A 20,594-nucleotide genomic window follows, 5' to 3' on the forward strand; every position below is an offset into this window, starting at 1 on the left:
GTTCAAGGATGTCGTAGTTGCAATAGCCAAGTCTCTTGTTGAGACAGGTGAGATCTACAAGGCGACAGAGGAGGGCAAGAAGAACATCGGTCTTGCATTCCTGCTGAAGGCTAATGAGAGTGGATTCCTGTCGATCGGCAAAGGCGAGTAATACAACAGGATATCAATTAGATCAGAATGATCCCGGAGGACATATCTCCTCCGGGTTTTTTACCCCATAGGGATAGAGAAAGGGAGCATATTATGCCGGGACTTAACAAGAGAGAGCTCACGAGCAAGCCTTTGAGAATGGATTCCAGAATGGCGAGGGATTTGGAGAGATTATCTGATTATACCGGTTATTCTCAGAATGAGATCATTCTCATGTCCATAAAGAAATATCTCTTTGAAAATCGTGGGTATTTCCTGCGGGATATGGTTGAGGAGAAATGCCTTTTGCGCATTGAGAAGGAAGTAAGGATCATGCGTGGAGAGACCCATCTGAAGTATGGAGACATGACGGTGGATGTGGTGAAGTCAGAGAATGCAAATGGTAATATCAACTTATATGTAGCGACTATAAGACTTCGTAATAAGCTTGGAGAGATATTCTATGAGGATGTACAGGAGCTGGATATGTCGGGAAAAGACTGGGAATATTATAAGGAGTTCCTGTATGAGGTTGTGATGAAGTATATGGATATCGATGAACCAGCACTTAAGACGTATTTCAGGGAAAAATTCCTGTATGAATAGTATAAAGTGATAAAAAATCAGAGAGTGCAATGATATGGGTTTAACTATTTACATTGCAAATTTTTAGTGGTATCCTATAATAGATTTGGAAAAAGTGGTCGAATCGAGGTGAGATGCTTGTTTAGAAATGTTATGAATGACCTTGCAACATGGTATGAGACCGGAGCGGATAAGATTGCAGTTGTCCGTGGTGGCAAGTTTGTTGGCAAGACATGGGCTGTGGCTGATTTTGCCATGGGATTTTTTGAGGATCATATAATAATAGATATGGACAAGTATCCGGACTTTGCCGCATATGCAGCAAAGGAGAGGAGACCGGAGAAGCTTCATGCCAAGCTTACAACGTCGCTTGACAAGTATGATTTCAAGGATAAGCTTCTTATATTTGACAATGCGCAGAACTGTGTGGGACTGCTCGGCAACCTTGTTGAGTACAGCAGATATAATACTGACTGCAGGATCTGTGTCATTGCGACATCCTGTGGACCAATCCCGGGAGAGGAAGAGTGCCAGGATGACATATGCGTATATGAGATGATGCCTATGAACTTTGAGGAATTCCTGAAAGCGGGAAAGGGCAGAAAGCTCTGTGCATTTATAGAGAACCAGAAGATCACACCGATGCCGGATGAGGTCAGGGACAGCGTCCAGACAATGCTTGAGACTTTCTTCGTGACCGGAGGAATGCCGGAGGCGGTGGATGAATATTATAAGACAGGAGATCTCAGAAGAGTTGATGTGGTTTTGAAGTCTATACTTGACAGAACTACTGAATATCTGATAAACTCCACTCCGAAGAGATATCTTACCAAGGTCATGGCGATATGGAATAGTATTCCGGTTCAGCTTACCAAGGAGAACAAGAAGTTCATGTATGGATACGTTGATCCGAAGGCCCGTGCCAGGGAGTACGAGGCGTCAGTTGATCAGATCGTCAGGATGGGCGTTGTGCGTCAGGTGTACAGAGTCAGGAATGGAGTGCTTCCTCTGGCAAACCAGAAGGATGACAAGTCATTTGAGCTGTATCATCTTGATCATGGTCTGCTCAGGGTCATGGCTGGTATTCTGGTTCAGGATATTGACACAGATAATGTTCTTGATATGATGGATGGAGTTATAGCAGAGCAGTACGCTCTTGCAGAGCTGTATGTGAACAGGAGTATCGGTGATCTGTATTTCTGGATCTCATCGGCCACAGCGAAGGTTGATTTCGTGTATGAGGGCGATGGAGAGGTCATTCCAGTGGATGTTCAGACAAGTCCGCACACCAAGGCCCAGAGCTCCAGAGTATTCAAACAGAGATATGACAATCAGACTTCAGTGAGGATATCTACAGATGACATGTTTGTCGATAAAGGATTGGTAAATATACCGCTATATGGTATCTGGTGTTTCTAACCGATAGCGTATGGTAGTAATTTATAGATGCCGAAATAGCTCAGTTGGTAGAGCAACGCATTCGTAATGCGTGGGTCGAGGGTTCGAGTCCCTTTTTCGGCTTCAATATTGAGGAAGGCTGCCTGCAAAAGTTTTTGCGGCAGCCTTTTGTACTCAGTGGGAAAGGACGGGATGATATGGATGCTCCAAAATGGTACAGACATTTGAAAACCATAAACAGACATAAGAGAATGGTCATGCATAACTGCTTTAAGTGCGGATTATACTGGCAGGGGCTTGTGCACGATCTGTCAAAGTATTCGTGGACTGAGTTCTCAGTCGGGGCAAAGTATTATCAGGGAACAAGAAGCCCGAATGATGCGGAGCGCGAGAGCAAGGGATATTCAAGCGCATGGCTGCACCACAAGGGAAGAAACAAGCACCATCTGGAATACTGGGTAGACTACAGTGTTGACAGGAACTGTGTGGAGCTGGTGGGAATGCGCATGCCGGAGAAGTACGTTGTGGAGATGTTCTGCGACAGGGTGGCTGCCAGCAAGAATTATAATGGTGATAAGTATACGGATTCATTTCCACTTGAGTATTATCTGAGGGGCAGATCCAGACATCATCTGCACCCTGAATCGGCGGATCTGCTGGAGGACATGCTAACGACTCTGGCTGAGAAGGGCGAAGATTATACATTTGACTATATAAGGCGGGAGATACTGCATAACAAATAAGGAGGAGACATATGGAGTTTACACATCTGCATGTGCATACAGGCTACAGTCTGCTGGACGGTGCGGCGAAGATAGACGGACTTGTGCGCAGGGCAAAGGAACTGGGATATGATTCCCTCGCAATAACGGATCACGGCGTCATGTACGGTGTTATAGAGTTCTATGAGACTTGTCTCAGAGAGGGGATAAAACCTATTCTCGGATGTGAGGTGTATGTCAGTCCGGGATCACGATTTGACAGGGAAGTTGGAAAGGGTGATGACAGATATTATCACCTCGTCCTTCTGGCGGAGAATGATCTGGGATATCACAATCTGTCCAAGATCGTGACCAGAGGATTTACCGAGGGCTTTTACTATAAGCCGAGGGTCGATATGGAGGTGCTGGAGAAGTACCATGAGGGAATTATAGCGCTCAGCGCCTGTCTTGCCGGTGAGGTTGCGACAAAGCTCAGAAAGGGCGACTATGACGGTGCGAAGGAGACTGCGATAAGATACAGGAATATATTTGGCGAGGAAAACTATTTTCTGGAGATGCAGGATCACGGAATACCTGAGCAGGCAACTGTGAATGCGGGGATCATGCGTCTGTCAAAGGAACTGGGTATCCCTATGGTCGTGACAAATGATTCGCACTACATCTATGCCGAGGACTGGGAGGCACATGATGTTCTCCTGTGTATACAGACTAACCACAAGGTTCAGGACGAGAACAGAATGCGCTATGAGGGAGGTCAGTTCTACCTCAAATCAAAGGAGGAGATGGCTGAGCTGTTCCCATATGCCCTGGAGGCTCTGGAGAATACACATAAGATCGCAGAGCGGTGTAATGTGAATATCGTATTTGGCGAGCAGAAGGTTCCGAGATTCGATGTGCCGGAGGAATATACCGCGGAGGAATATCTGGATCATCTGGTATATGAGGGTATGGAGAAAAAGTACGGACTTACATATGAGGAGTCCGGTAAGATGGCCGAGGGAACCCACGGCTACGAGGTCAGACAGAGAATAGATTATGAGCTGTCTGTCATAAAGAGCATGGGATTTGTGGATTATTTCCTGATAGTGTGGGATTTCATTCATTTTGCAAAATCGCAGGGAATCGCAGTTGGACCTGGAAGAGGTTCGGCGGTTGGCAGTGTGGTTGCTTACTGTCTGGATATAACGACAATTGAGCCTTTGCAGTACAACCTTCTCTTCGAGAGATTCCTGAACCCGGAGCGAGTATCCATGCCGGATATTGATATAGATTTCTGTTATATCAGACGTCAGGAGGTTATCGACTACTGTGTAAGGAAATATGGCGAGGAGTGCGTGACACAGATAATAGCATATCAGACCATGGGCGCAAGAAACGTCATAAGAGACGTTGGAAGAGCCATGGATCTCCCGTATGCGGTGTGTGATTCCCTTGCAAAGGCAATACCTGCAGAGAAGGATATGACTATAGATATAGCACTCAAGACGAGCAAGGATTTCAGGGATATGTACGAGGGCTCGGACGAGATCAAGAAGCTTGTGGATATAGCCAGAAAGCTTGAGGGACTCCCTAGAAATGCAGGAATGCATGCGGCGGGAGTGGTTATAGGCCGTGAAGCCATAGAGGAGTACGCGCCTTTGTCAGTCGGAGCCGAGGGCGCGGTGGTAACCCAGTTTGAGAAGAACACGGTGGAGCATCTGGGAATGCTCAAGATGGACTTCCTGGGACTCCGTACGGCGACTGTTGTGCAGGATACAGTCAAGCTGGTCAAGCAGACAACAGGCAAGGATATAGACATAGACAATATAGATTACGATGATCCGAATATACTTGGACTCATGGGACAGGGAAAGACCGAGGGTATGTTCCAGCTCGAAAGTGAGGGCATGAGAAACTTCATGATGAAGCTGAAGCCGCAGAGTCTGGACGATGTAATTGCCGGTGTTGCTCTGTTTAGACCGGGTCCTATGCAGTTCATAGACGACTACATCAGGGGCAAGGAGAACCGTGAGCTGGTTCACTATGATACCCCTGAGCTTGAGGAGATACTTGAGCCGACTTACGGATGTATCATTTACCAGGAGCAGGTAATGCAGATCGTTATGAAGCTGGCGGGCTATACGCTGGGAAGAAGTGACCTTGTGCGCCGAGCCATGGCGAAGAAGAAGCCTGAGGAGATGGAGAAGGAGCGTCATAACTTTGTGTACGGCAACAAGGAGCTCAATGTTCCGGGATGTGTGGCAAATGGAATCTCGGAGACCGTGGCAAATAAGATATTTGACGAGATGATGAAGTTCGCGGAGTACGCATTTAACAAGTCCCACTCCGTGGCATATGCGGTACTTGCGGCGCAGACAGCGTACCTGAAGTATTACTATCCGGTGGAGTTCATGGCTGCGCTGATGTCATCGGTAATTGACAACAATGGCAAGGTTGCAAAGTATATAAGCGTGTGCAAGCAGATGGGTGTTGAGGTGCTCCCTCCGGATATAAATGAGGGAGTGGCAAAGTTCTCCATAAGCAACGGCAAGATAAGATACGGCCTCTCCGGTATCAAGAGTGTCGGAGGCGCTGTTGTCGACAGGATAGAGGCGGAGAGAACCAAGAATGGACCGTTTAAGGATCTCAGGAATTTCCTCACAAGGATGCCTTCAAAGGATACAAATAAGAAAACTGTGGAAGCTCTGATACTCAGCGGTGCATTTGATGATATGGGAGCAAACAGAAAGCAGATGATGATGGCTCTTCCGGCCATAGCGGAGGAAGCAGCAAGGGAGAGAAAGAGCAGGGAGTCCGGGCAGATGTCTCTGTTTGACCTGATGGGAGACGATTTTGTGCAGAGCAATCTTGTACCTTACCCTGATGTGGAGGAGTATTCGGATCAGGAGAAGCTGGCGCTTGAGAAGTCTGTGCTCGGAGTGTATATATCGGGACATCCGCTTGGCAAATATATCGAGCTTATGCAGAGAACATGCACGGCTCAGGCGACGGATTTCGTGGTGGACACCGAGGATGACGATGAGATGAGCCGGGATCAGGGTGACGGAGATGGACAGAAGCTTCAGGACAATGCAATGTATGTCATCGGCGGACTCATATCAAGGGTGACGGTGAAGCTCACCAAGAACAATCAGAATATGGCGTATGTGACGATAGAGGATTTGGTCGGACAGGTCGAGGTTATAGTATTCCCGAGGGATTTCGAGAAGTTCAGGGACAGACTTCTGGTGGATTCCAGAGTGTTTGTCAGGGGCAGGGCGAATCTCGGTGAGAAGGAAAACAAGCTCATATTGTCGGATATGATAAGCTTTGAGGAGGCAGAAGGTGGCAAGAGCTTTCAGTCGGGGAAGCCATGGAACAACAGACAGAAGCCTGTTCAGAGCAAGAGCCAGCTCTGGGTATTGTTCGATGATGTGGACGAATACATGAAGAACGAGTCTGCATTTATGTCGATCCTTGAGGAGTACAAGGGCACATGTCCAGTGTACGTGCAGCTCAAGAAGTCCAGACAGGCGAAGAATATGGGCCGGGGATTCTGTGTGGATGAGAATTCCGGCGTGGTGTACGCGCTCCAGATGGAATACGGCAAAGACAGGGTATTGCTCAGAAAAGTGTGACAGAAATACCGCAAAAGGAGAAAAAAGTGGAAGTAATTACAGCAAACAGTAATCCGAGGATAAAAGAACTTAATAAGCTGAACAAGGATGCAAAGCTCAGAAAGGACAGAGACGTGTTCGTGGTCGAGGGGATACGCATGTTCAGGGAGCTTCCGCTTCAGAATGTTCAGGAGGTGTATCTGTCGGAGAGTGCGCTTAAGGAATACAGGGATGAATTCAAGAGCATGGGTGTGCTTGATGGCAGGAATACCTGGATACTCAGCGACGGAGTGTTCGCAGGGGTGTCACAGACCAAGACTCCACAGGGGTGTATGGCTGTGGTGAAATGCATGCATTATCAGCTTGATTCCGTGCTCGGCAGGAATGACAGAGAGACATTTCTTGTGCTGGATACGCTCCAGGATCCCGGAAATATGGGAACTATATTCAGAAGCGCAGAGGCAGCAGGTGTGACCGCCGTGCTTATAGGAAAAGGTTCATGCGATCCGTACAATCCGAAGGTAGTCAGATCGACGATGGGTGCCATATTCAGGGTGCCATTTGTCATGTGCGATGACCTGCCCGGGACCGTGGAGGAGCTGAGACGGTCAGGCGTTGTGGTGTACGGAGCACATCTGGACGGCGACGATCTCTACGACATAGGATTCCCTGACAGGGTGGCGTTCCTCATAGGAAATGAGGGAAATGGCCTGACGGATGAGGTGGCGTGCAGAGCCGACAGACTTCTCAGGATTCCGATGGAGGGCAAAGTCGAATCGCTGAACGCTGCAATATCGGCGACTCTTTTGTCGTATGAGGTAATGAGACAGCGAAAGAGAGACCGACAAAACTAGATTAAACAAGACAGCATATTTTTGTACTGCGTGGCATAACTTTTAAAGTATGCAAAAGTTTGTTATAACGGAGGGAGAAAATATGACTGAAAAAACATTAAACAACAATCAGGTAGTGGTGGCAGGAGAGATAGCATCAGAGTTCGTGTTCAGCCACGAGATATTTGGCGAGGGCTTCTATATGGTGGATCTCATCGTCAGCAGACTCAGCGATGCTTACGATACTATTCCGCTCATGGTGTCTGACAGACTGTTCGATGTGAACGAATCCCACATAGGGGAGCGCATCATGGCAAAGGGACAGTTCAGGTCATACAACAAGCATGAGGAGACCAGAAACCGCCTTATACTGTCTGTGTTTGTGAGAGAGATCGAGACCATCGACGAGGATGATGCTGAGGAGGAGAACAGACCAAATCAGATCTATCTTGACGGTTACATATGTAAGGCACCTGTGTACAGGATGACGCCCCTTGGAAGGGAGATCGCGGATGTGCTGCTGGCGGTCAACAGAGCATACGGCAAGAGCGATTACATACCATGTATCTGCTGGGGCAGAAATGCGAGATTTGCCGGAAAGCTCCAGGTAGGAGAGCATGTGGCCATCTGGGGAAGGATCCAGAGCAGGGAGTATCAGAAGCGTATCGACAATGACCAGGTGATCAGCAAGGTGGCATACGAGGTGTCTGTGAGCAAGATGGAATGTCTTGAATGATATTTCATAAGGAGGGGCCCACGTCAGTGGGAGGAACCCTTGTGAAGCACGCAGGCGCCGCGCAAAGCGCATAGGAATGCGCCTGCACAACATTTCATAAGGAGGGGCCCACGTCAGTGGGAGGAATCCTTGTGAAGCATGCAGTAAAATATATGGTTGACATGGCCTGGATGCGGTGATATAGTAGCACTATCTAAGATTAAACTGAATACAATATAGTAGAGGCGCGGGATTAATGATTAAGCAGGCTGATGCATGTGGATGCAGAAGATGCCTGACGAAAGGGAAGACCGCCGAAGTGATGGATATTCCACAGGATCTGTTGCTGGTTGTGCAGTTAAGAACTGTATGACTGTCATCTGAGGATGGAGAGCTACTTGTAAGAATGAGATGTTTTTATGGGTTGGCTTTTTGCCAGCCCATTTTTATGCTATATTGTATCGACTATTTATTTTTAAGGAGGACGACAATATGTCAATTTTTACCGGTTCAGCAGTTGCACTTGTAACACCATTTCTTGAAAATGGAGATGTGGATTATGATAAGCTCAAGGAGCTCGTGGAGTTTCATATAGCACACAAGACGGATGCCATAGTTATCTGCGGAACAACAGGCGAGGCTTCAACACTGTCACACGAGGAGCATCTTGAGTGCGTGAAGAAGTGTGTAGAGTTCGCTGATCACAGAATAAAGGTAATAGCAGGAACAGGTTCAAACTGTACTGCAACAGCAATATATCTCTCAACAGAGGCAGAGAGCTACGGAGTGGACGGTCTGCTCGTGGTTACACCATATTACAACAAGGCTACACAGAAGGGCCTCATCGCACACTTCACAGCCGTTGCAAATTCAGTAAATGTGCCTATAATCCTTTACAATGTGCCATCACGTACAGGCTGCAATATCCAGCCGGAGACAGCAGTATATCTTGCACAGAATGTTGAGAACATTGTCGGTATCAAGGAAGCTTCAGGTAATATAAGCCAGGTCGTAAAGCTTGCAAGTCTTTCAAAGGGATGCATAGATATCTACTCAGGAAATGACGATCAGGTTGTACCTCTTCTCTCACTTGGCGGAAAGGGAGTTATCTCAGTAACAGCCAATATAATCCCTGAGGACGTACACGATATGGTTCAGAAATATCTTGACGGAGATGTTCAGGGAAGCCTTGATCTTCAGCTTAAGGCCATCGACCTCTGCAACGCACTGTTCTGCGAGGTCAATCCAATACCTGTCAAGAAGGCTGTAGAGCTTCTTGGTATGTGTGATGGAACAATGAGAATGCCGCTCACTGAGATGGAGCCACAGAACGTGGAGAAGCTCAAGAAGGCAATGGAAGAGTACGGAGTTCTCTAGGACTGTAATTATCATAGAAACAATACAGATGTCTGCGGTCTCAACTGGCTGCAGACATTTTTATTTGCCGAGGTGGATATAAACGTTGCACAATGGACAGCAAATGTGTAAAATGGAGTACATGTTGAAATATATGCGCATGTCAGCGTGCATAGACCACACAAAAGACGACAACAAATGACAAAGCTTATATATATGGAGGATAGACAGACATGGTAAAGATCATAATGCATGGTTGCAATGGAAAGATGGGACAGGTAATAACAGGTATCGTTGCAGGCGATCCTGATGCCGAGATCGTAGCGGGAATAGATGTTGTGGACAACAGGGATAACGGATATCCGGTATTTACAGATATAGATGCCTGCGATGTCGAGGCTGATGTCATCATAGATTTTGCAGCGGCTGTAGCTGTTGACAAGCTCCTCGATTACGGTGTGAGGACACAGACTCCTATAGTTCTCTGTACAACAGGTCTCTCAGATGAGCAGCTTGCAAAGGTAAAGGAGTGCAGTGCAAAGGTTGCCATACTCAAGTCAGCGAACATGTCACTGGGAATCAATACACTCATGAAGCTTCTGAAGGATGCTGCGAAGGTATTCTCACCAGCCGGATATGATATAGAGATAGTTGAGAAGCATCACAACCAGAAGGTGGATGCTCCATCCGGAACAGCTCTTGCTCTTGCTGATTCAATCAATGAGGCATGCAATGAGCAGTATGAGTATGTGTACGACAGAAGCCAGGTGAGAAAGAAGAGAGATAAGAAGGAGCTCGGAATCTCTGCTGTCAGAGGCGGCACTATAGTTGGAGAGCATGAGGTGATATTTGCAGGTATTGATGAGGTTATAGAGTTCAAGCACACTGCATATTCCAAGTCAGTATTTGCAAAGGGTGCTGTTGAGGCAGGAAAGTTCCTCAAGGGCAAGCCTGCAGGAATGTACGATATGGCGGACGTTATAGGATAGGAGCGGTTATGGAGATTTCAACTAGGACAGAGGATGGCGAGCTTGTTCTGTGCGCCAGCTCGATATATAATCAGAAGTTTTATCTGAACAAGGAATTTTCAAAGCTTCCTGATGAGATAAAGGACGAGCTTCACGCCATGTGTGGAGCGTTTACACAGGAGGTCGGAGGAATATTTATGTTGGTGTTTGACGACGCCGGCAATCTGAAGATACAGACGAGGGCACTTGAGGATGACCTGTTATTTGACGACATAGGATGCGGACTCAAGGTCAAGAAGCTGCAGAATGAAAAGAAGGAGCTGTTCCAGAGTCTGGAGCTGTTCTATAAGATATTTATACAGGGTGTTGACATTAACAGTCTTGTAAATGAATGATATAAAATAATTGGAAGATCAGGAAGGAAAAAAGGGCATGTTATTTGCTATTGATGCTGGAAATACAAATATTACGATAGGACTGTTTGACGGAGAACGCCTGGAGAAGACCTTCAGGATGACCACCGGGATATCGAGAACATCGGATGAGTACGGAGTATTTCTGTGCGACTGGCTCAGAATGAGACAGTTGTCAACTGATGTTATAGATGAAGTTATAATCGCTTCGGTTGTTCCGAAGATCATGCATTCACTGGTGAATGGCATAAAGAAATATTTTGGAATAACACCACTCATAGTTGAGCCGGGAATAAAGACGGGGATCAATATAGCGCTGCCAAACCCGAAGCAGCTTGGAGCTGACAGAATAGTTGACGCAGTTGCGGCTTATCACATGTATGGCGGACCGGTTCTCACGGTGGACTTTGGAACTGCCACAACGTACGACCTCATCAATGCCGATGGCGTGTTTGAGGCTGAGGTCACATCGCCGGGTATAAGGCTTATTGCAAATGCTCTGTGGACGGGAACAGCCAAGCTTCCTGAGATAGAGATAAAGGTGCCTGAGACGATACTGTGCAAGGACACGATATCCAGTATGCAGGCCGGTGTGTGCATGGGCTATATTGGCCAGACAGAGTATATAGTGAAGAGAATGCGCAAGGAGTCAGGATACGACAACATGAAAGTCGTGGCTACCGGCGGACTTGGAAAGATGATATATGAGAACACGGACTGCATAGATGTGTATGATCCGGATCTCACACTTCACGGACTCAGACTTATCATGGACAAGCAGAAATAAGTCGGATTTTGCAAATTATATATTATTATAGAAGCAATGGAGAAATTTATGGATTTCAGAGATAAATTGATCCTGGCGCCGATGGCTGGTGTATGTGACCAGCCATTTCGTCTTTTATGCAAGGAACAGGGCTGTGATATCCTGTACAGCGAGATGGTGAGCGCCAAGGCAATATATTATAAAAATAAGAACACGAAGCCGCTTCTGGCTATGGATGAGCGGGAGAAGCCATTTGGGCTGCAGCTCTTTGGCTCTGATCCTGAGATCATGGCGGAGATGGCAAAGAGGATAGAGAGTAACGGTTATTCGTTCATAGATGTAAATATGGGCTGCCCTGTGCCGAAGGTGGTCAACAATGGAGAGGGATCTGCGCTGATGAAGGATCCGGTTCTCGTTGGAAGGATAGTCGAGGCCATGGCAAAAGCTATAAGTATACCGCTAACCATCAAGATAAGAAGTGGATTTGATTCAGAGCATATAAATGCGCCTGAGATAGCACATATAGCCCAGGAGAGCGGGGCTGCCGCTGTGGCGGTGCACGGAAGGACAAGGCAGCAGTATTATCAGGGACATGCGGACTGGAGCGTCATAGCCAGGGTGAAGGAGGCGTGCATCATCCCGATCATTGGCAATGGCGATATAAACACTCCTCAGGACATCATAGACATGAGGGCGCAGACGAACTGTGACGGCTTTATGATAGGAAGAGGTGCGAGGGGCAACCCGTGGATATTCCGCGATATGAAATACTACTACGAGCATGGCGAGCTGCCGGACAAGCCTGACATATATGAAGTGAAGGATATGATGCTGAGACATGCGAGACTCATGGTTGAGTTCAAGGGTGAGTACACAGGTATCCATGAGATGAGAAAGCACGTGGCATGGTACTCAGTCGGAATGTATGATTCGGCAAAGCTCAGGAGCAATGTGAACCAGGTTGAGACTTACGAGGAGCTTGAGGAACTGCTCTGTAGATGGGCTGACAGCGCACCTGAAAAAGTCATTGTGAGTTAACATAAAAACAAAAAAATGTAACAGAAAACAAAGATTTTATTAAAAACTCTAAAGTAAAAATATACAAGATGCTGATTTGTTTCAAAAATGTTACGGTACTAAAATGTAAAATATGCACAAAAATAGCATTTTAAAATGTTGCATGTTTACATTAACGGAATTAAAGATTTTATGCGAGTTGTGCATGATTTACAAAAATATCCACTTTGCTTGACCTTTCTTTTGACAGAGATTATAATAGCGTCATGAGTTAAATTTTAACGGTTTTGTAACAATTCTGAAACCGTAAAGAAATTAAGGAGAAAAGGTTATGCAAAAGTTTTCAGATTCATCACGTATGAAATCACAGAAACTAATGAAGACATCACTGAAAAGGAACGTAAAGAAGATTAGCATAGGAGCAGTACTCCTGGCAGTTGGATTTTCATCATACGCAGTTATCGCATCAGATGACAGCATGGTTTCATCCAAGGGCAAGGGAGTGTCAATCGCAGCAGCAGGTAATACATTATACGCAGACAACACAGCAGACTATGGAGAGGCAACATCATCAGTTGCACTGGCAGATGGTACTCTGTCAGATGTCAACAAGACTGGTTCAGTAGCCCTCTCAAGCAAAAAGACAGTTAAGAAGACTTCAGCCATAAGCGGTGGAGTTCAGGAGAGCACAACAGAGGCTCGTGCAACAGAGGCTGCACAGCAGGCAGCAGATACAACAAAGTCAGAGCCTACCACACAGATGAAGGTTAAGGATAAGGATAAGTCAGCAGCAGGACTTCCTGACGATCAGATATCAGTTGATCCATCAACAGAGAAGTCAACAGATGGACTTCCTGATGACAAGGTTATCTATGTGAATGGTGAGACATCAGGTACATATCTCGGAACATTCTGGATTACGGCATATTGTCCATGTCCAATCTGCTGCGGTGAATACAGCAACATGGATAACCCGACAACAGCTTCAGGCGCACCTGCAGTCGAGGGTGTGACATGTGCAGCGCCAAGTAACTTTGCATTTGGTACAGAGCTTATAGTTGATGGTCATACATACACAGTTCAGGACAGGGGTGGAGCTATCAATGGCAATCATCTTGATATCTACTTCTCAAACCATCAGGCAGCTCTTAACTTCGCAACAGGCTACTATGATGTATATGTAAAGTAATAAAAAGCAGAAATTGTATACAGATATATTAAAGACCCGCCGTAAGGCGGGTTTTTAAATGCAGTGAGATAAGTGTTGGGAAAGTGTTGGAAAAGTCGCATGAATGAGGCGGGCTATAGCTTGTTTTTTATAAAATGCTGTGTTATAATGCACACGATTATTTGTAAGAATACAGGTGATTCTTGAGTTTAGTACATAACGAAATGTTTAAATATATTTATTAAGGAGATTGGCAAATGGAACTTATCTACAGAAGCACAAGAAATGCAAATGAGACAGCAACAGCATCACAGGCTATACTTAAGGGACTTGCTAATGAGGGGGGCCTTTTTGTACCAGATTCTATACCAGCACTTGATGTGTCTCTGGAAGACCTTGCAAAGATGAACTATCAGCAGGTTGCATACGAGGTTATGAAGCTTATGTTCACAGACTTCACAGAGGCTGAGCTTAAGCATTGTATAGATTCAGCATATGATTCAAAGTTTGATACACCGGTTATAGCACCACTTGTGAATAAGGCAGGAGCATATTATCTTGAGCTTTTCCATGGATCAACAATAGCATTCAAGGATATGGCACTTTCAATCCTTCCATATCTTCTCACAACATCAGCAAAGAAGAATGGCGTAAAGAATGAGATTGTCATCCTCACAGCAACATCAGGTGATACAGGTAAGGCTGCCCTTGCAGGATTTGCAGATGTTCCTGGAACAAAGATAATCGTGTTCTATCCAAAGCACGGTGTAAGCCCTATTCAGGAGAAGCAGATGGTTACCCAGAAGGGAGATAATACATTTGTTGTAGGTATCACAGGAAACTTCGATGACGCTCAGACTGGCGTAAAGAAGATGTTCTCAGATGCAGAGCTTGCAAAGTACATGGATGAGAAGGGATATCAGTTTTCATCAGCAAACTCAATCAACATCGGACGTCTTGTCCCTCAGATGGTATACTATGTATACGCTTACACAAGACTTGTTGCAGACGGAACCATCAAGGCAGGCGACAAGATCAACGTGGACGTTCCAACAGGTAACTTTGGTAATATCCTTGCAGCATACTATGCCAAGGAGATGGGACTTCCAATCGCAAAGTTCATCTGCGCATCAAATGACAACAAGGTTCTGTTTGATTTCTTCCAGACAGGAACATACGATAGAAACAGAGAGTTCATACTCACAACATCACCATCGATGGATATCCTCATTTCAAGCAACCTTGAGAGACTGATATACAAGATCGCCGGAAATGATGCTGAGAAGAACTCGGAGCTTATGAAAGAACTCACAACAGATGGAGTGTACACCATCACAGACGATATGAAGGCAAAGCTTGCTGAGTTCTATGGTGGATATGCAACAGAGGCAGAGACCGCAGCTACCATCAAAAAGGTATATGAGTCAGATGATTATATCATCGATACACATACAGCAGTTGCAGCTACAGTATATGAAAAGTATGTGGCAGAGACAGGAGATAAGACACCTACAGTCATCGCGTCAACAGCAAGCCCATACAAGTTCACAAGAAGCGTTATGAACGCTATAGACCCTGAGTATGATTCCAAGACAGACTTTGAGCTTGTCGACGAGCTTGAGAAGCTCTCAGGTGTAAAGGTACCTCAGGCTATAGAGGATATCAGATCAGCAAAGGTTCTCCACGACACAGTATGTGACAAGGAGGATATGCTTGCAGAGGTTAAGGGATTCCTTAACATCTAAGATCTGAGAGAAACTGACAAATAGATCAGAACACAACATAATAGATTGACAGTTCATTAGTACCATCCTGTCACTAAACAAAACTAGGACAGAAGAAGATCAGAATGTCCTATTCTGGTCTTTTTTTGTGGTGAACAGTTGGATGCTTATAGGAGGAGTTATGTATAAGTTAAAGACAAAGGCAAGTTTTGACAGCGCCCATTTTTTGAAAGATTATGAGGGCAAATGCAGCAATATCCACGGACACAGATGGACGGTGGAGATAGAGGTCGGAGCGGAAACGCTTGAGCACGATACACAGAACAGGGGAATGGTGGTAGATTTCTCAAATCTTAAGAAGGATCTGAGAGAGATTGCAGATTACTTTGATCACAGCCTTATCATGGAGACAGGAAGCCTAAGACAGGCAACGGAGGACGCCCTGATTGCAGAGAATCTGAGAATTGTAAAGGTAGACTTCAGACCTACGGCAGAGAATTTTGCAAAGTATATATATGATGAGATGACCAGCCGAGGCTATAAGGTCATAGAGGCAAGTGTGTATGAGACACCGAATAATGTGGCGTCTTATTGCGAGTAATATAAACAATAGGATCCCGGTGAGAAACTGACTGGTCTCAAGATCTGTCAGATGTGAGACGATATACAATATACACTGGGAGAAAGGAAATATAGACGTGAGTACGTACAGAATTGTAGAGAGATTTATAAGTATCAACGGGGAGGCCGCGAGAGCCGGAGAGCTTGCCGTATTCATAAGATTTGCGGGCTGTAATCTTGATTGCGGTTACTGCGATACCAAGTGGGCAAATGAGGCAGGCGTTCCGTATGAGGAGCTGACCGAGGATGAGATCATCGATTATGTCAGAAGGACAGAGGTGAAGAACGTCACCCTGACAGGCGGGGAGCCGCTGATACAGAAGGATATAGATAAGCTCCTCCTTGCATTTGAGTTGGAGGACGATATAAGGGTTGAGATCGAGACGAACGGAAGTGTGGATATAGCAGAGTTCAAGGCTCTTGGAGGGAATGTGTCATACACGCTGGATTACAAATGTCCATCCAGCGGCATGGAAAGTGACATGTGCCTTGCAAATTATAACTATATAGACAAGAATGATTCGGTGAAATTTGTGGTCGGTTCACAGGAAGATCTGGAGAAGTGTCTTGAGATAGTTCAGGAGTATGCGCTGGATGAGAAGACGAGAGTATTCATCAGTCCTGTGTATGGCAGTATAGATCCTGCGGATATAGTGGATTTTATGATCGAGAACGATATGAATGATGTGAAGCTTCAGTTACAGCTTCACAAGTTCATTTGGGATCCGGAAGAAAGAGGTGTATAAGATGGCGATAGATAAAGAGGCTATAAAGGAGCATGTAAGAGGAATATTGATTGCCCTTGGCGATGATCCTGACAGAGAGGGACTTGTAGAGACTCCTGACAGGGTCGCGCGCATGTACGAGGAAGTATTTGAGGGAATGAACTACACCAACGACGAGCTGGCTGAGATGTTCGGCAAGACATTTGCTGAGGACGGAGTGGCAAGGCAGGCAGGCGACATGGTGTTTGTCAAGGATATAGAGGTGTTCAGCTACTGTGAGCATCACATGGCGCTCATGTATGACATGAAGGTCTCAGTCGCATACATTCCAAATGGAAGAGTGCTCGGACTTTCTAAGATAGCGCGGATCGCGGATATGGTTGCAAAGAGACTTCAGCTTCAGGAGAGGATAGGCTCGGACATAGCCTACGTCATATCCAAGGCTGCGGGAACCGATGACGTGGCGGTTATGATAGAGGCACATCACAGTTGTATGACGGCGAGAGGCATCAAGAAGCCGGGAAGCAAGACCATGACGACCACTCTCAGGGGACGATTTGAGAGCGATACAGCTCTGCAGAACAAGATGCTGATGATGTACAATGCGGGAAGATAGTCATAGGCACACTGAATTGATAATGATGAATTTGTTTATCCGGGAGCGTTATAATGCGGTCCGGAATATCATATTTGATTATATATGGAGGATGAGATCATGCAGAATTTGAAGAATAAGGATGAGGCAGTTGTAGTATTCAGCGGCGGACAGGACAGCACAACGTGTCTGTTGTGGGCACTCAAGAAGTACAAGAAGGTGTATGCGGTATCATTTGACTATGGACAGAGACATGCGTTGGAGCTTGAGTGTGCAAAGGAGATCGCAGACAAGTTCGGAGTGGAGCACCACATACTTGACATGGGTCTTCTCAACCAGCTTGCGCCAAATTCTCTGACAAGAACGGACATGAAGGTTGATGAAAATGCACCTGATGAGGGTACACCGAACTCATTTGTAGACGGAAGGAACATGGTATTTCTTACATTTGTAGCAATATTTGCCAAACAGAGAGGAATATCTGATATAATAACAGGAGTGTCCCAGAGTGACTTCTCAGGATACCCTGACTGCAGGGATATATTTATCAAATCGTTAAATACAACACTAAATCTTGCAATGGACTACGAGTTTGATATAATAACACCATTGATGTGGATCGATAAGATGGAGACATGGAAGATGGCTGATGAGCTGGGTGGACTGGATGTCATCAGAGATATGACACTCACATGTTACAATGGCATCAAGGGCGAGGGCTGCGGACATTGTCCATCATGCAAGCTCCGCAAGAAGGGGTATGATCTGTACATGAAGTACAAGGAGGATCACAAGTAAATAAGCAGTATCAAAGGGAAAGGTTGTGTTATTGAAAGTATGAAGAATATGCTGTTCATCATGAATCCCAAAGCGGGTAGGACTACTCTGAAGAATTCTTTGGTGGATGTGCTGGAAGTGTTCTGCAACAACGATTACGCGGTCAGGACATATCTTACGAAATCGGCAGATGACGCAGAGAGAATTGTTCAGGAGGAAGGCGCAAACTACGATGTGATCGTATGTGCGGGGGGCGACGGAACCCTGGGCAACACAGTTACAGGATATATGAAGAGCGGGATAAAGGTTCCACTTGGATATATTCCGTGTGGCTCCACCAATGACTTTGCAAGGAGCATGGACATACCGAGAGAGACGGTTGAGGCGGCTGAGATGATAGTGAAGGCAGAGCCGTTCTCCATAGATATAGGAAGTCTGAACGACAAGAACTTTGTTTATGTCGCAGCTTTTGGAATGTTCTCAGATACATCATATGCAACGCCGCAGAATATGAAGAATATATTTGGGCATGCGGCATATGTATTGCAGGGGATAAAAAGTCTGGCAAATGTACCATCTTACAAGATGAAGGTTACGATAGACGGGGACGAGCAGGAAGGCGAGTTCATATTCGGTATGGTGTCCAACTCGATATCCGTTGGAGGATTTAAGAGTATAACCCGAAAAGGCGTTGAGTTCGATGACGGACTTTTTGAGGGCATACTGATAAGGACAATGAAGACGCCAGCTGATCTGGAGAGAGTTGTCAGGGCGCTTCTTACGGGAGATGTGAATGAGAGGAGTATGGTTTCATTCAGGGCTCACAGGGTCAAGTTCGATGCAGAGGATCCGGTTGCATGGACATGTGACGGTGAGTTCGGCGGAGAATATAAGGAGACCAAGATACACATCCACAGGAGAGCGATAGATCTTCTGGTCGTTCAGGAAAGCGAGCAGGATGAGGTTATAGAATAATAGAATCGAGGATTTTACAATGGGTAAATATTTTGGAACAGATGGATTCAGAGGCGAGGCAAATGTTGACCTTACTGTGGAGCATGCATATAAGGTTGGAAGATACCTTGGTTATTACTATGGCAAGCAGCATGAGGATGGAAAGGCACACGTTGTCATCGGAAAGGATACGAGACTTTCAAGCTACATGTTCGAGTATTCACTGGTTGCAGGACTTACAGCCAGCGGAGCAGATGTATATCTGATGCATGTAACTCCTACACCTAGTGTATCTTATATAGTCCGTACAGGTGATTTTGACTGCGGTATCATGATCTCAGCCAGCCACAACCCATATTATGACAATGGTATCAAGGTGATCAACGGCCAGGGCTACAAGCTTGAGGCAGCCATCGAGAACGAGATCGAGCAGTATATAGACGGTGAGCTCGGCGAGATACCATTTGCAAAGAGAGAGAACATCGGTAAGACCACTGACTACACCATGGGAAGAAACAGATATATAGGCTATCTGCTCACGATCCCAACCAGACCTTTCAAGGGTATGAGGATTGGTCTTGACTGTGCAAATGGTGCATCATATCTGGTTGCAAAGTCAGTGTATGACGCCCTCGGAGCAAAGACATATGTCATCAACAATGAGCCAAATGGAACAAATATCAACACGGACTGTGGTTCAACACACATTGAGAAGCTTCAGGCATTTGTCAAGGAGAAGGGACTTGATGTGGGATTTGCATTTGATGGTGATGCGGACAGATGTCTTGCAGTGGACGACAAGGGTGAGATCGTGGACGGAGACAAGATCCTCTATGTCTGTGGCCGTTACCTGAAGGATAAGGGTGAGCTGAACAACAATACGATCGTTACAACTATTATGTCCAATCTTGGACTTTACAAGGCACTTGACAAGAAGGGCATCAACTATGAGAAGACAGCAGTCGGCGACAAGTATGTGTTCGAGAATATGATGGAGCACGGACATTCCATCGGCGGTGAGCAGTCAGGTCATATCATTTTCTCTAAATATGCAACAACAGGTGACGGAGTCCTCACCTCGCTGATGATCATGGAGACGATTCTTGGACGTAAGGTTAAGCTCTCAGAGCTGTTCAACAGCCTGACGATATATCCACAGCTCCTTGTGAATGTCAAGGTTTCAAGCAAGGATGCAGTCATGAACGATGCTGATGTGTTGAAACTGAACGATGAGATAGCAGCAGAGCTTGGAGACGACGGAAGACTTCTTCTCAGACAGAGCGGTACAGAGCCTGTCATCAGAGTTATGGTCGAGGCAGCTACAGATGAGCTGTGTGAGAAGTATGTATACAAGATGGTAGATCTCATAAAGGCAAAGGGATACGCTGTGGAGTAGAGAGTGGTATAAAAGCTCAAAAGATACAAAGTACGTAAAATTTGTATCTTTTGGGCTTTTTTCAATTCCAGGTGGAAGCCGGAAGGACTATGTGGTAACCTGCCGCGTCAGGAGAGAAGCACAGCGCGACCGGTGA

The 20,594-nt window shown here is 45.9% G+C and carries 19 protein-coding genes, 1 tRNA gene and 1 riboswitch; all 20 genes read left to right on the forward strand.

The genetic code is table 11. From position 1 onward, the window contains the following. Positions 1 to 243: 243 nt before the first annotated feature. Entirely contained in the window at positions 244 to 735 is a 492-nt protein-coding gene (locus AB5150_RS08220) for a hypothetical protein (RefSeq protein WP_015533284.1), read from the forward strand. Positions 736 to 852: 117 nt separating this feature from the next. Continuing rightward, positions 853 to 2,133, forward strand: a complete 1,281-nt coding sequence (locus AB5150_RS08225) for a DUF4143 domain-containing protein (protein WP_022216601.1) — start codon at positions 853 to 855, stop codon at positions 2,131 to 2,133. Positions 2,134 to 2,162: 29 nt separating this feature from the next. Continuing rightward, positions 2,163 to 2,235 (forward strand) — tRNA-Thr (locus AB5150_RS08230). Positions 2,236 to 2,309: 74 nt separating this feature from the next. Continuing rightward, the gene (locus AB5150_RS08235; protein WP_015533282.1) at positions 2,310 to 2,855 is read left to right on the forward strand and encodes a DUF5662 family protein; all 546 of its coding nucleotides are present in this window, start codon (positions 2,310 to 2,312) and stop codon (positions 2,853 to 2,855) included. A gap of 11 nt (positions 2,856 to 2,866) precedes the next feature. Continuing rightward, the gene (locus AB5150_RS08240; protein ID WP_055273650.1) at positions 2,867 to 6,451 is read left to right on the forward strand and encodes a DNA polymerase III subunit alpha; all 3,585 of its coding nucleotides are present in this window, start codon (positions 2,867 to 2,869) and stop codon (positions 6,449 to 6,451) included. A 26-nt stretch (positions 6,452 to 6,477) separates the two neighbouring features. After that, positions 6,478 to 7,284: an RNA methyltransferase gene (locus AB5150_RS08245; protein ID WP_022216600.1), complete on the forward strand. Its 807-nt coding sequence runs from the start codon at positions 6,478 to 6,480 to the stop codon at positions 7,282 to 7,284. A gap of 82 nt (positions 7,285 to 7,366) precedes the next feature. Beyond that, positions 7,367 to 7,999 (forward strand): single-stranded DNA-binding protein, encoded by a 633-nt coding sequence (locus tag AB5150_RS08250; protein WP_015533280.1) that lies wholly within the window; start codon positions 7,367 to 7,369, stop codon positions 7,997 to 7,999. A 211-nt stretch (positions 8,000 to 8,210) separates the two neighbouring features. Beyond that, positions 8,211 to 8,383, forward strand: a riboswitch (Lysine riboswitch). Between the two features lie 87 nt (positions 8,384 to 8,470). After that, entirely contained in the window at positions 8,471 to 9,355 is an 885-nt protein-coding gene (gene dapA, locus AB5150_RS08255; RefSeq protein WP_022216598.1) for a 4-hydroxy-tetrahydrodipicolinate synthase, read from the forward strand. A 212-nt stretch (positions 9,356 to 9,567) separates the two neighbouring features. Continuing rightward, complete coding sequence (gene dapB / locus AB5150_RS08260) at positions 9,568 to 10,323, forward strand: 4-hydroxy-tetrahydrodipicolinate reductase (protein ID WP_022216597.1); 756 nt, start codon at positions 9,568 to 9,570, stop codon at positions 10,321 to 10,323. A gap of 8 nt (positions 10,324 to 10,331) precedes the next feature. Beyond that, entirely contained in the window at positions 10,332 to 10,697 is a 366-nt protein-coding gene (locus AB5150_RS08265) for a DUF6145 family protein (protein ID WP_015533275.1), read from the forward strand. Positions 10,698 to 10,734: 37 nt separating this feature from the next. Further along, positions 10,735 to 11,502 carry a type III pantothenate kinase gene (locus tag AB5150_RS08270; RefSeq protein ID WP_015533274.1) on the forward strand — a complete coding sequence of 256 codons (768 nt, stop codon included), beginning with the start codon at positions 10,735 to 10,737 and terminating at the stop codon, positions 11,500 to 11,502. Between the two features lie 48 nt (positions 11,503 to 11,550). After that, positions 11,551 to 12,519 carry a tRNA dihydrouridine synthase DusB gene (dusB, locus tag AB5150_RS08275; protein ID WP_022216595.1) on the forward strand — a complete coding sequence of 323 codons (969 nt, stop codon included), beginning with the start codon at positions 11,551 to 11,553 and terminating at the stop codon, positions 12,517 to 12,519. A 310-nt stretch (positions 12,520 to 12,829) separates the two neighbouring features. After that, the gene (locus AB5150_RS08280) at positions 12,830 to 13,687 is read left to right on the forward strand and encodes a 3D domain-containing protein (protein WP_055273648.1); all 858 of its coding nucleotides are present in this window, start codon (positions 12,830 to 12,832) and stop codon (positions 13,685 to 13,687) included. A gap of 236 nt (positions 13,688 to 13,923) precedes the next feature. Continuing rightward, positions 13,924 to 15,411, forward strand: a complete 1,488-nt coding sequence (gene thrC / locus AB5150_RS08285; protein ID WP_055223684.1) for a threonine synthase — start codon at positions 13,924 to 13,926, stop codon at positions 15,409 to 15,411. A gap of 160 nt (positions 15,412 to 15,571) precedes the next feature. Next, positions 15,572 to 15,991: a 6-carboxytetrahydropterin synthase QueD gene (gene queD, locus AB5150_RS08290; RefSeq protein WP_208895891.1), complete on the forward strand. Its 420-nt coding sequence runs from the start codon at positions 15,572 to 15,574 to the stop codon at positions 15,989 to 15,991. Between the two features lie 97 nt (positions 15,992 to 16,088). Then, entirely contained in the window at positions 16,089 to 16,757 is a 669-nt protein-coding gene (queE, locus tag AB5150_RS08295) for a putative 7-carboxy-7-deazaguanine synthase QueE (RefSeq protein WP_208895890.1), read from the forward strand. 1 nt (position 16,758) lies between these two features. Next, positions 16,759 to 17,352 carry a GTP cyclohydrolase I FolE gene (folE, locus tag AB5150_RS08300; protein WP_015533269.1) on the forward strand — a complete coding sequence of 198 codons (594 nt, stop codon included), beginning with the start codon at positions 16,759 to 16,761 and terminating at the stop codon, positions 17,350 to 17,352. A gap of 99 nt (positions 17,353 to 17,451) precedes the next feature. Continuing rightward, positions 17,452 to 18,129, forward strand: coding sequence for a 7-cyano-7-deazaguanine synthase QueC (queC, locus tag AB5150_RS08305; protein ID WP_015533268.1), 678 nt, complete (start codon positions 17,452 to 17,454; stop codon positions 18,127 to 18,129). 39 nt (positions 18,130 to 18,168) lie between these two features. Beyond that, entirely contained in the window at positions 18,169 to 19,083 is a 915-nt protein-coding gene (locus AB5150_RS08310) for a diacylglycerol kinase family protein (RefSeq protein ID WP_015533267.1), read from the forward strand. Between the two features lie 19 nt (positions 19,084 to 19,102). Continuing rightward, positions 19,103 to 20,458 carry a phosphoglucosamine mutase gene (gene glmM / locus AB5150_RS08315; protein WP_015533266.1) on the forward strand — a complete coding sequence of 452 codons (1,356 nt, stop codon included), beginning with the start codon at positions 19,103 to 19,105 and terminating at the stop codon, positions 20,456 to 20,458. Positions 20,459 to 20,594: the final 136 nt, after the last annotated feature.

The organism is Coprococcus sp. RTP21281st1_F1_RTP21281_210402 (assembly GCF_040915325.1).
In the GTDB taxonomy this organism is placed as follows: domain Bacteria; phylum Bacillota; class Clostridia; order Lachnospirales; family Lachnospiraceae; genus Coprococcus; species Coprococcus aceti.

Excerpts from the sequence above, each read along its gene's own strand:
- queD (WP_208895891.1), top strand. The coding sequence starts at position 15,572 with ATGTATAAGTTAAAGACAAAGGCAAGTTTTGACAGCGCCCATTTTTTG.
- AB5150_RS08220 (WP_015533284.1), top strand. The coding sequence starts at position 244 with ATGCCGGGACTTAACAAGAGAGAGCTCACGAGCAAGCCTTTGAGAATG.
- queC (WP_015533268.1), top strand. The coding sequence starts at position 17,452 with ATGCAGAATTTGAAGAATAAGGATGAGGCAGTTGTAGTATTCAGCGGC.
- thrC (WP_055223684.1), top strand. The coding sequence starts at position 13,924 with ATGGAACTTATCTACAGAAGCACAAGAAATGCAAATGAGACAGCAACA.
- AB5150_RS08235 (WP_015533282.1), top strand. The coding sequence starts at position 2,310 with ATGGATGCTCCAAAATGGTACAGACATTTGAAAACCATAAACAGACAT.
- folE (WP_015533269.1), top strand. The coding sequence starts at position 16,759 with ATGGCGATAGATAAAGAGGCTATAAAGGAGCATGTAAGAGGAATATTG.
- AB5150_RS08310 (WP_015533267.1), top strand. The coding sequence starts at position 18,169 with ATGAAGAATATGCTGTTCATCATGAATCCCAAAGCGGGTAGGACTACT.
- dusB (WP_022216595.1), top strand. The coding sequence starts at position 11,551 with ATGGATTTCAGAGATAAATTGATCCTGGCGCCGATGGCTGGTGTATGT.
- AB5150_RS08250 (WP_015533280.1), top strand. The coding sequence starts at position 7,367 with ATGACTGAAAAAACATTAAACAACAATCAGGTAGTGGTGGCAGGAGAG.
- AB5150_RS08270 (WP_015533274.1), top strand. The coding sequence starts at position 10,735 with ATGTTATTTGCTATTGATGCTGGAAATACAAATATTACGATAGGACTG.
- AB5150_RS08265 (WP_015533275.1), top strand. The coding sequence starts at position 10,332 with ATGGAGATTTCAACTAGGACAGAGGATGGCGAGCTTGTTCTGTGCGCC.
- AB5150_RS08280 (WP_055273648.1), top strand. The coding sequence starts at position 12,830 with ATGCAAAAGTTTTCAGATTCATCACGTATGAAATCACAGAAACTAATG.
- glmM (WP_015533266.1), top strand. The coding sequence starts at position 19,103 with ATGGGTAAATATTTTGGAACAGATGGATTCAGAGGCGAGGCAAATGTT.
- AB5150_RS08240 (WP_055273650.1), top strand. The coding sequence starts at position 2,867 with ATGGAGTTTACACATCTGCATGTGCATACAGGCTACAGTCTGCTGGAC.
- dapA (WP_022216598.1), top strand. The coding sequence starts at position 8,471 with ATGTCAATTTTTACCGGTTCAGCAGTTGCACTTGTAACACCATTTCTT.
- dapB (WP_022216597.1), top strand. The coding sequence starts at position 9,568 with ATGGTAAAGATCATAATGCATGGTTGCAATGGAAAGATGGGACAGGTA.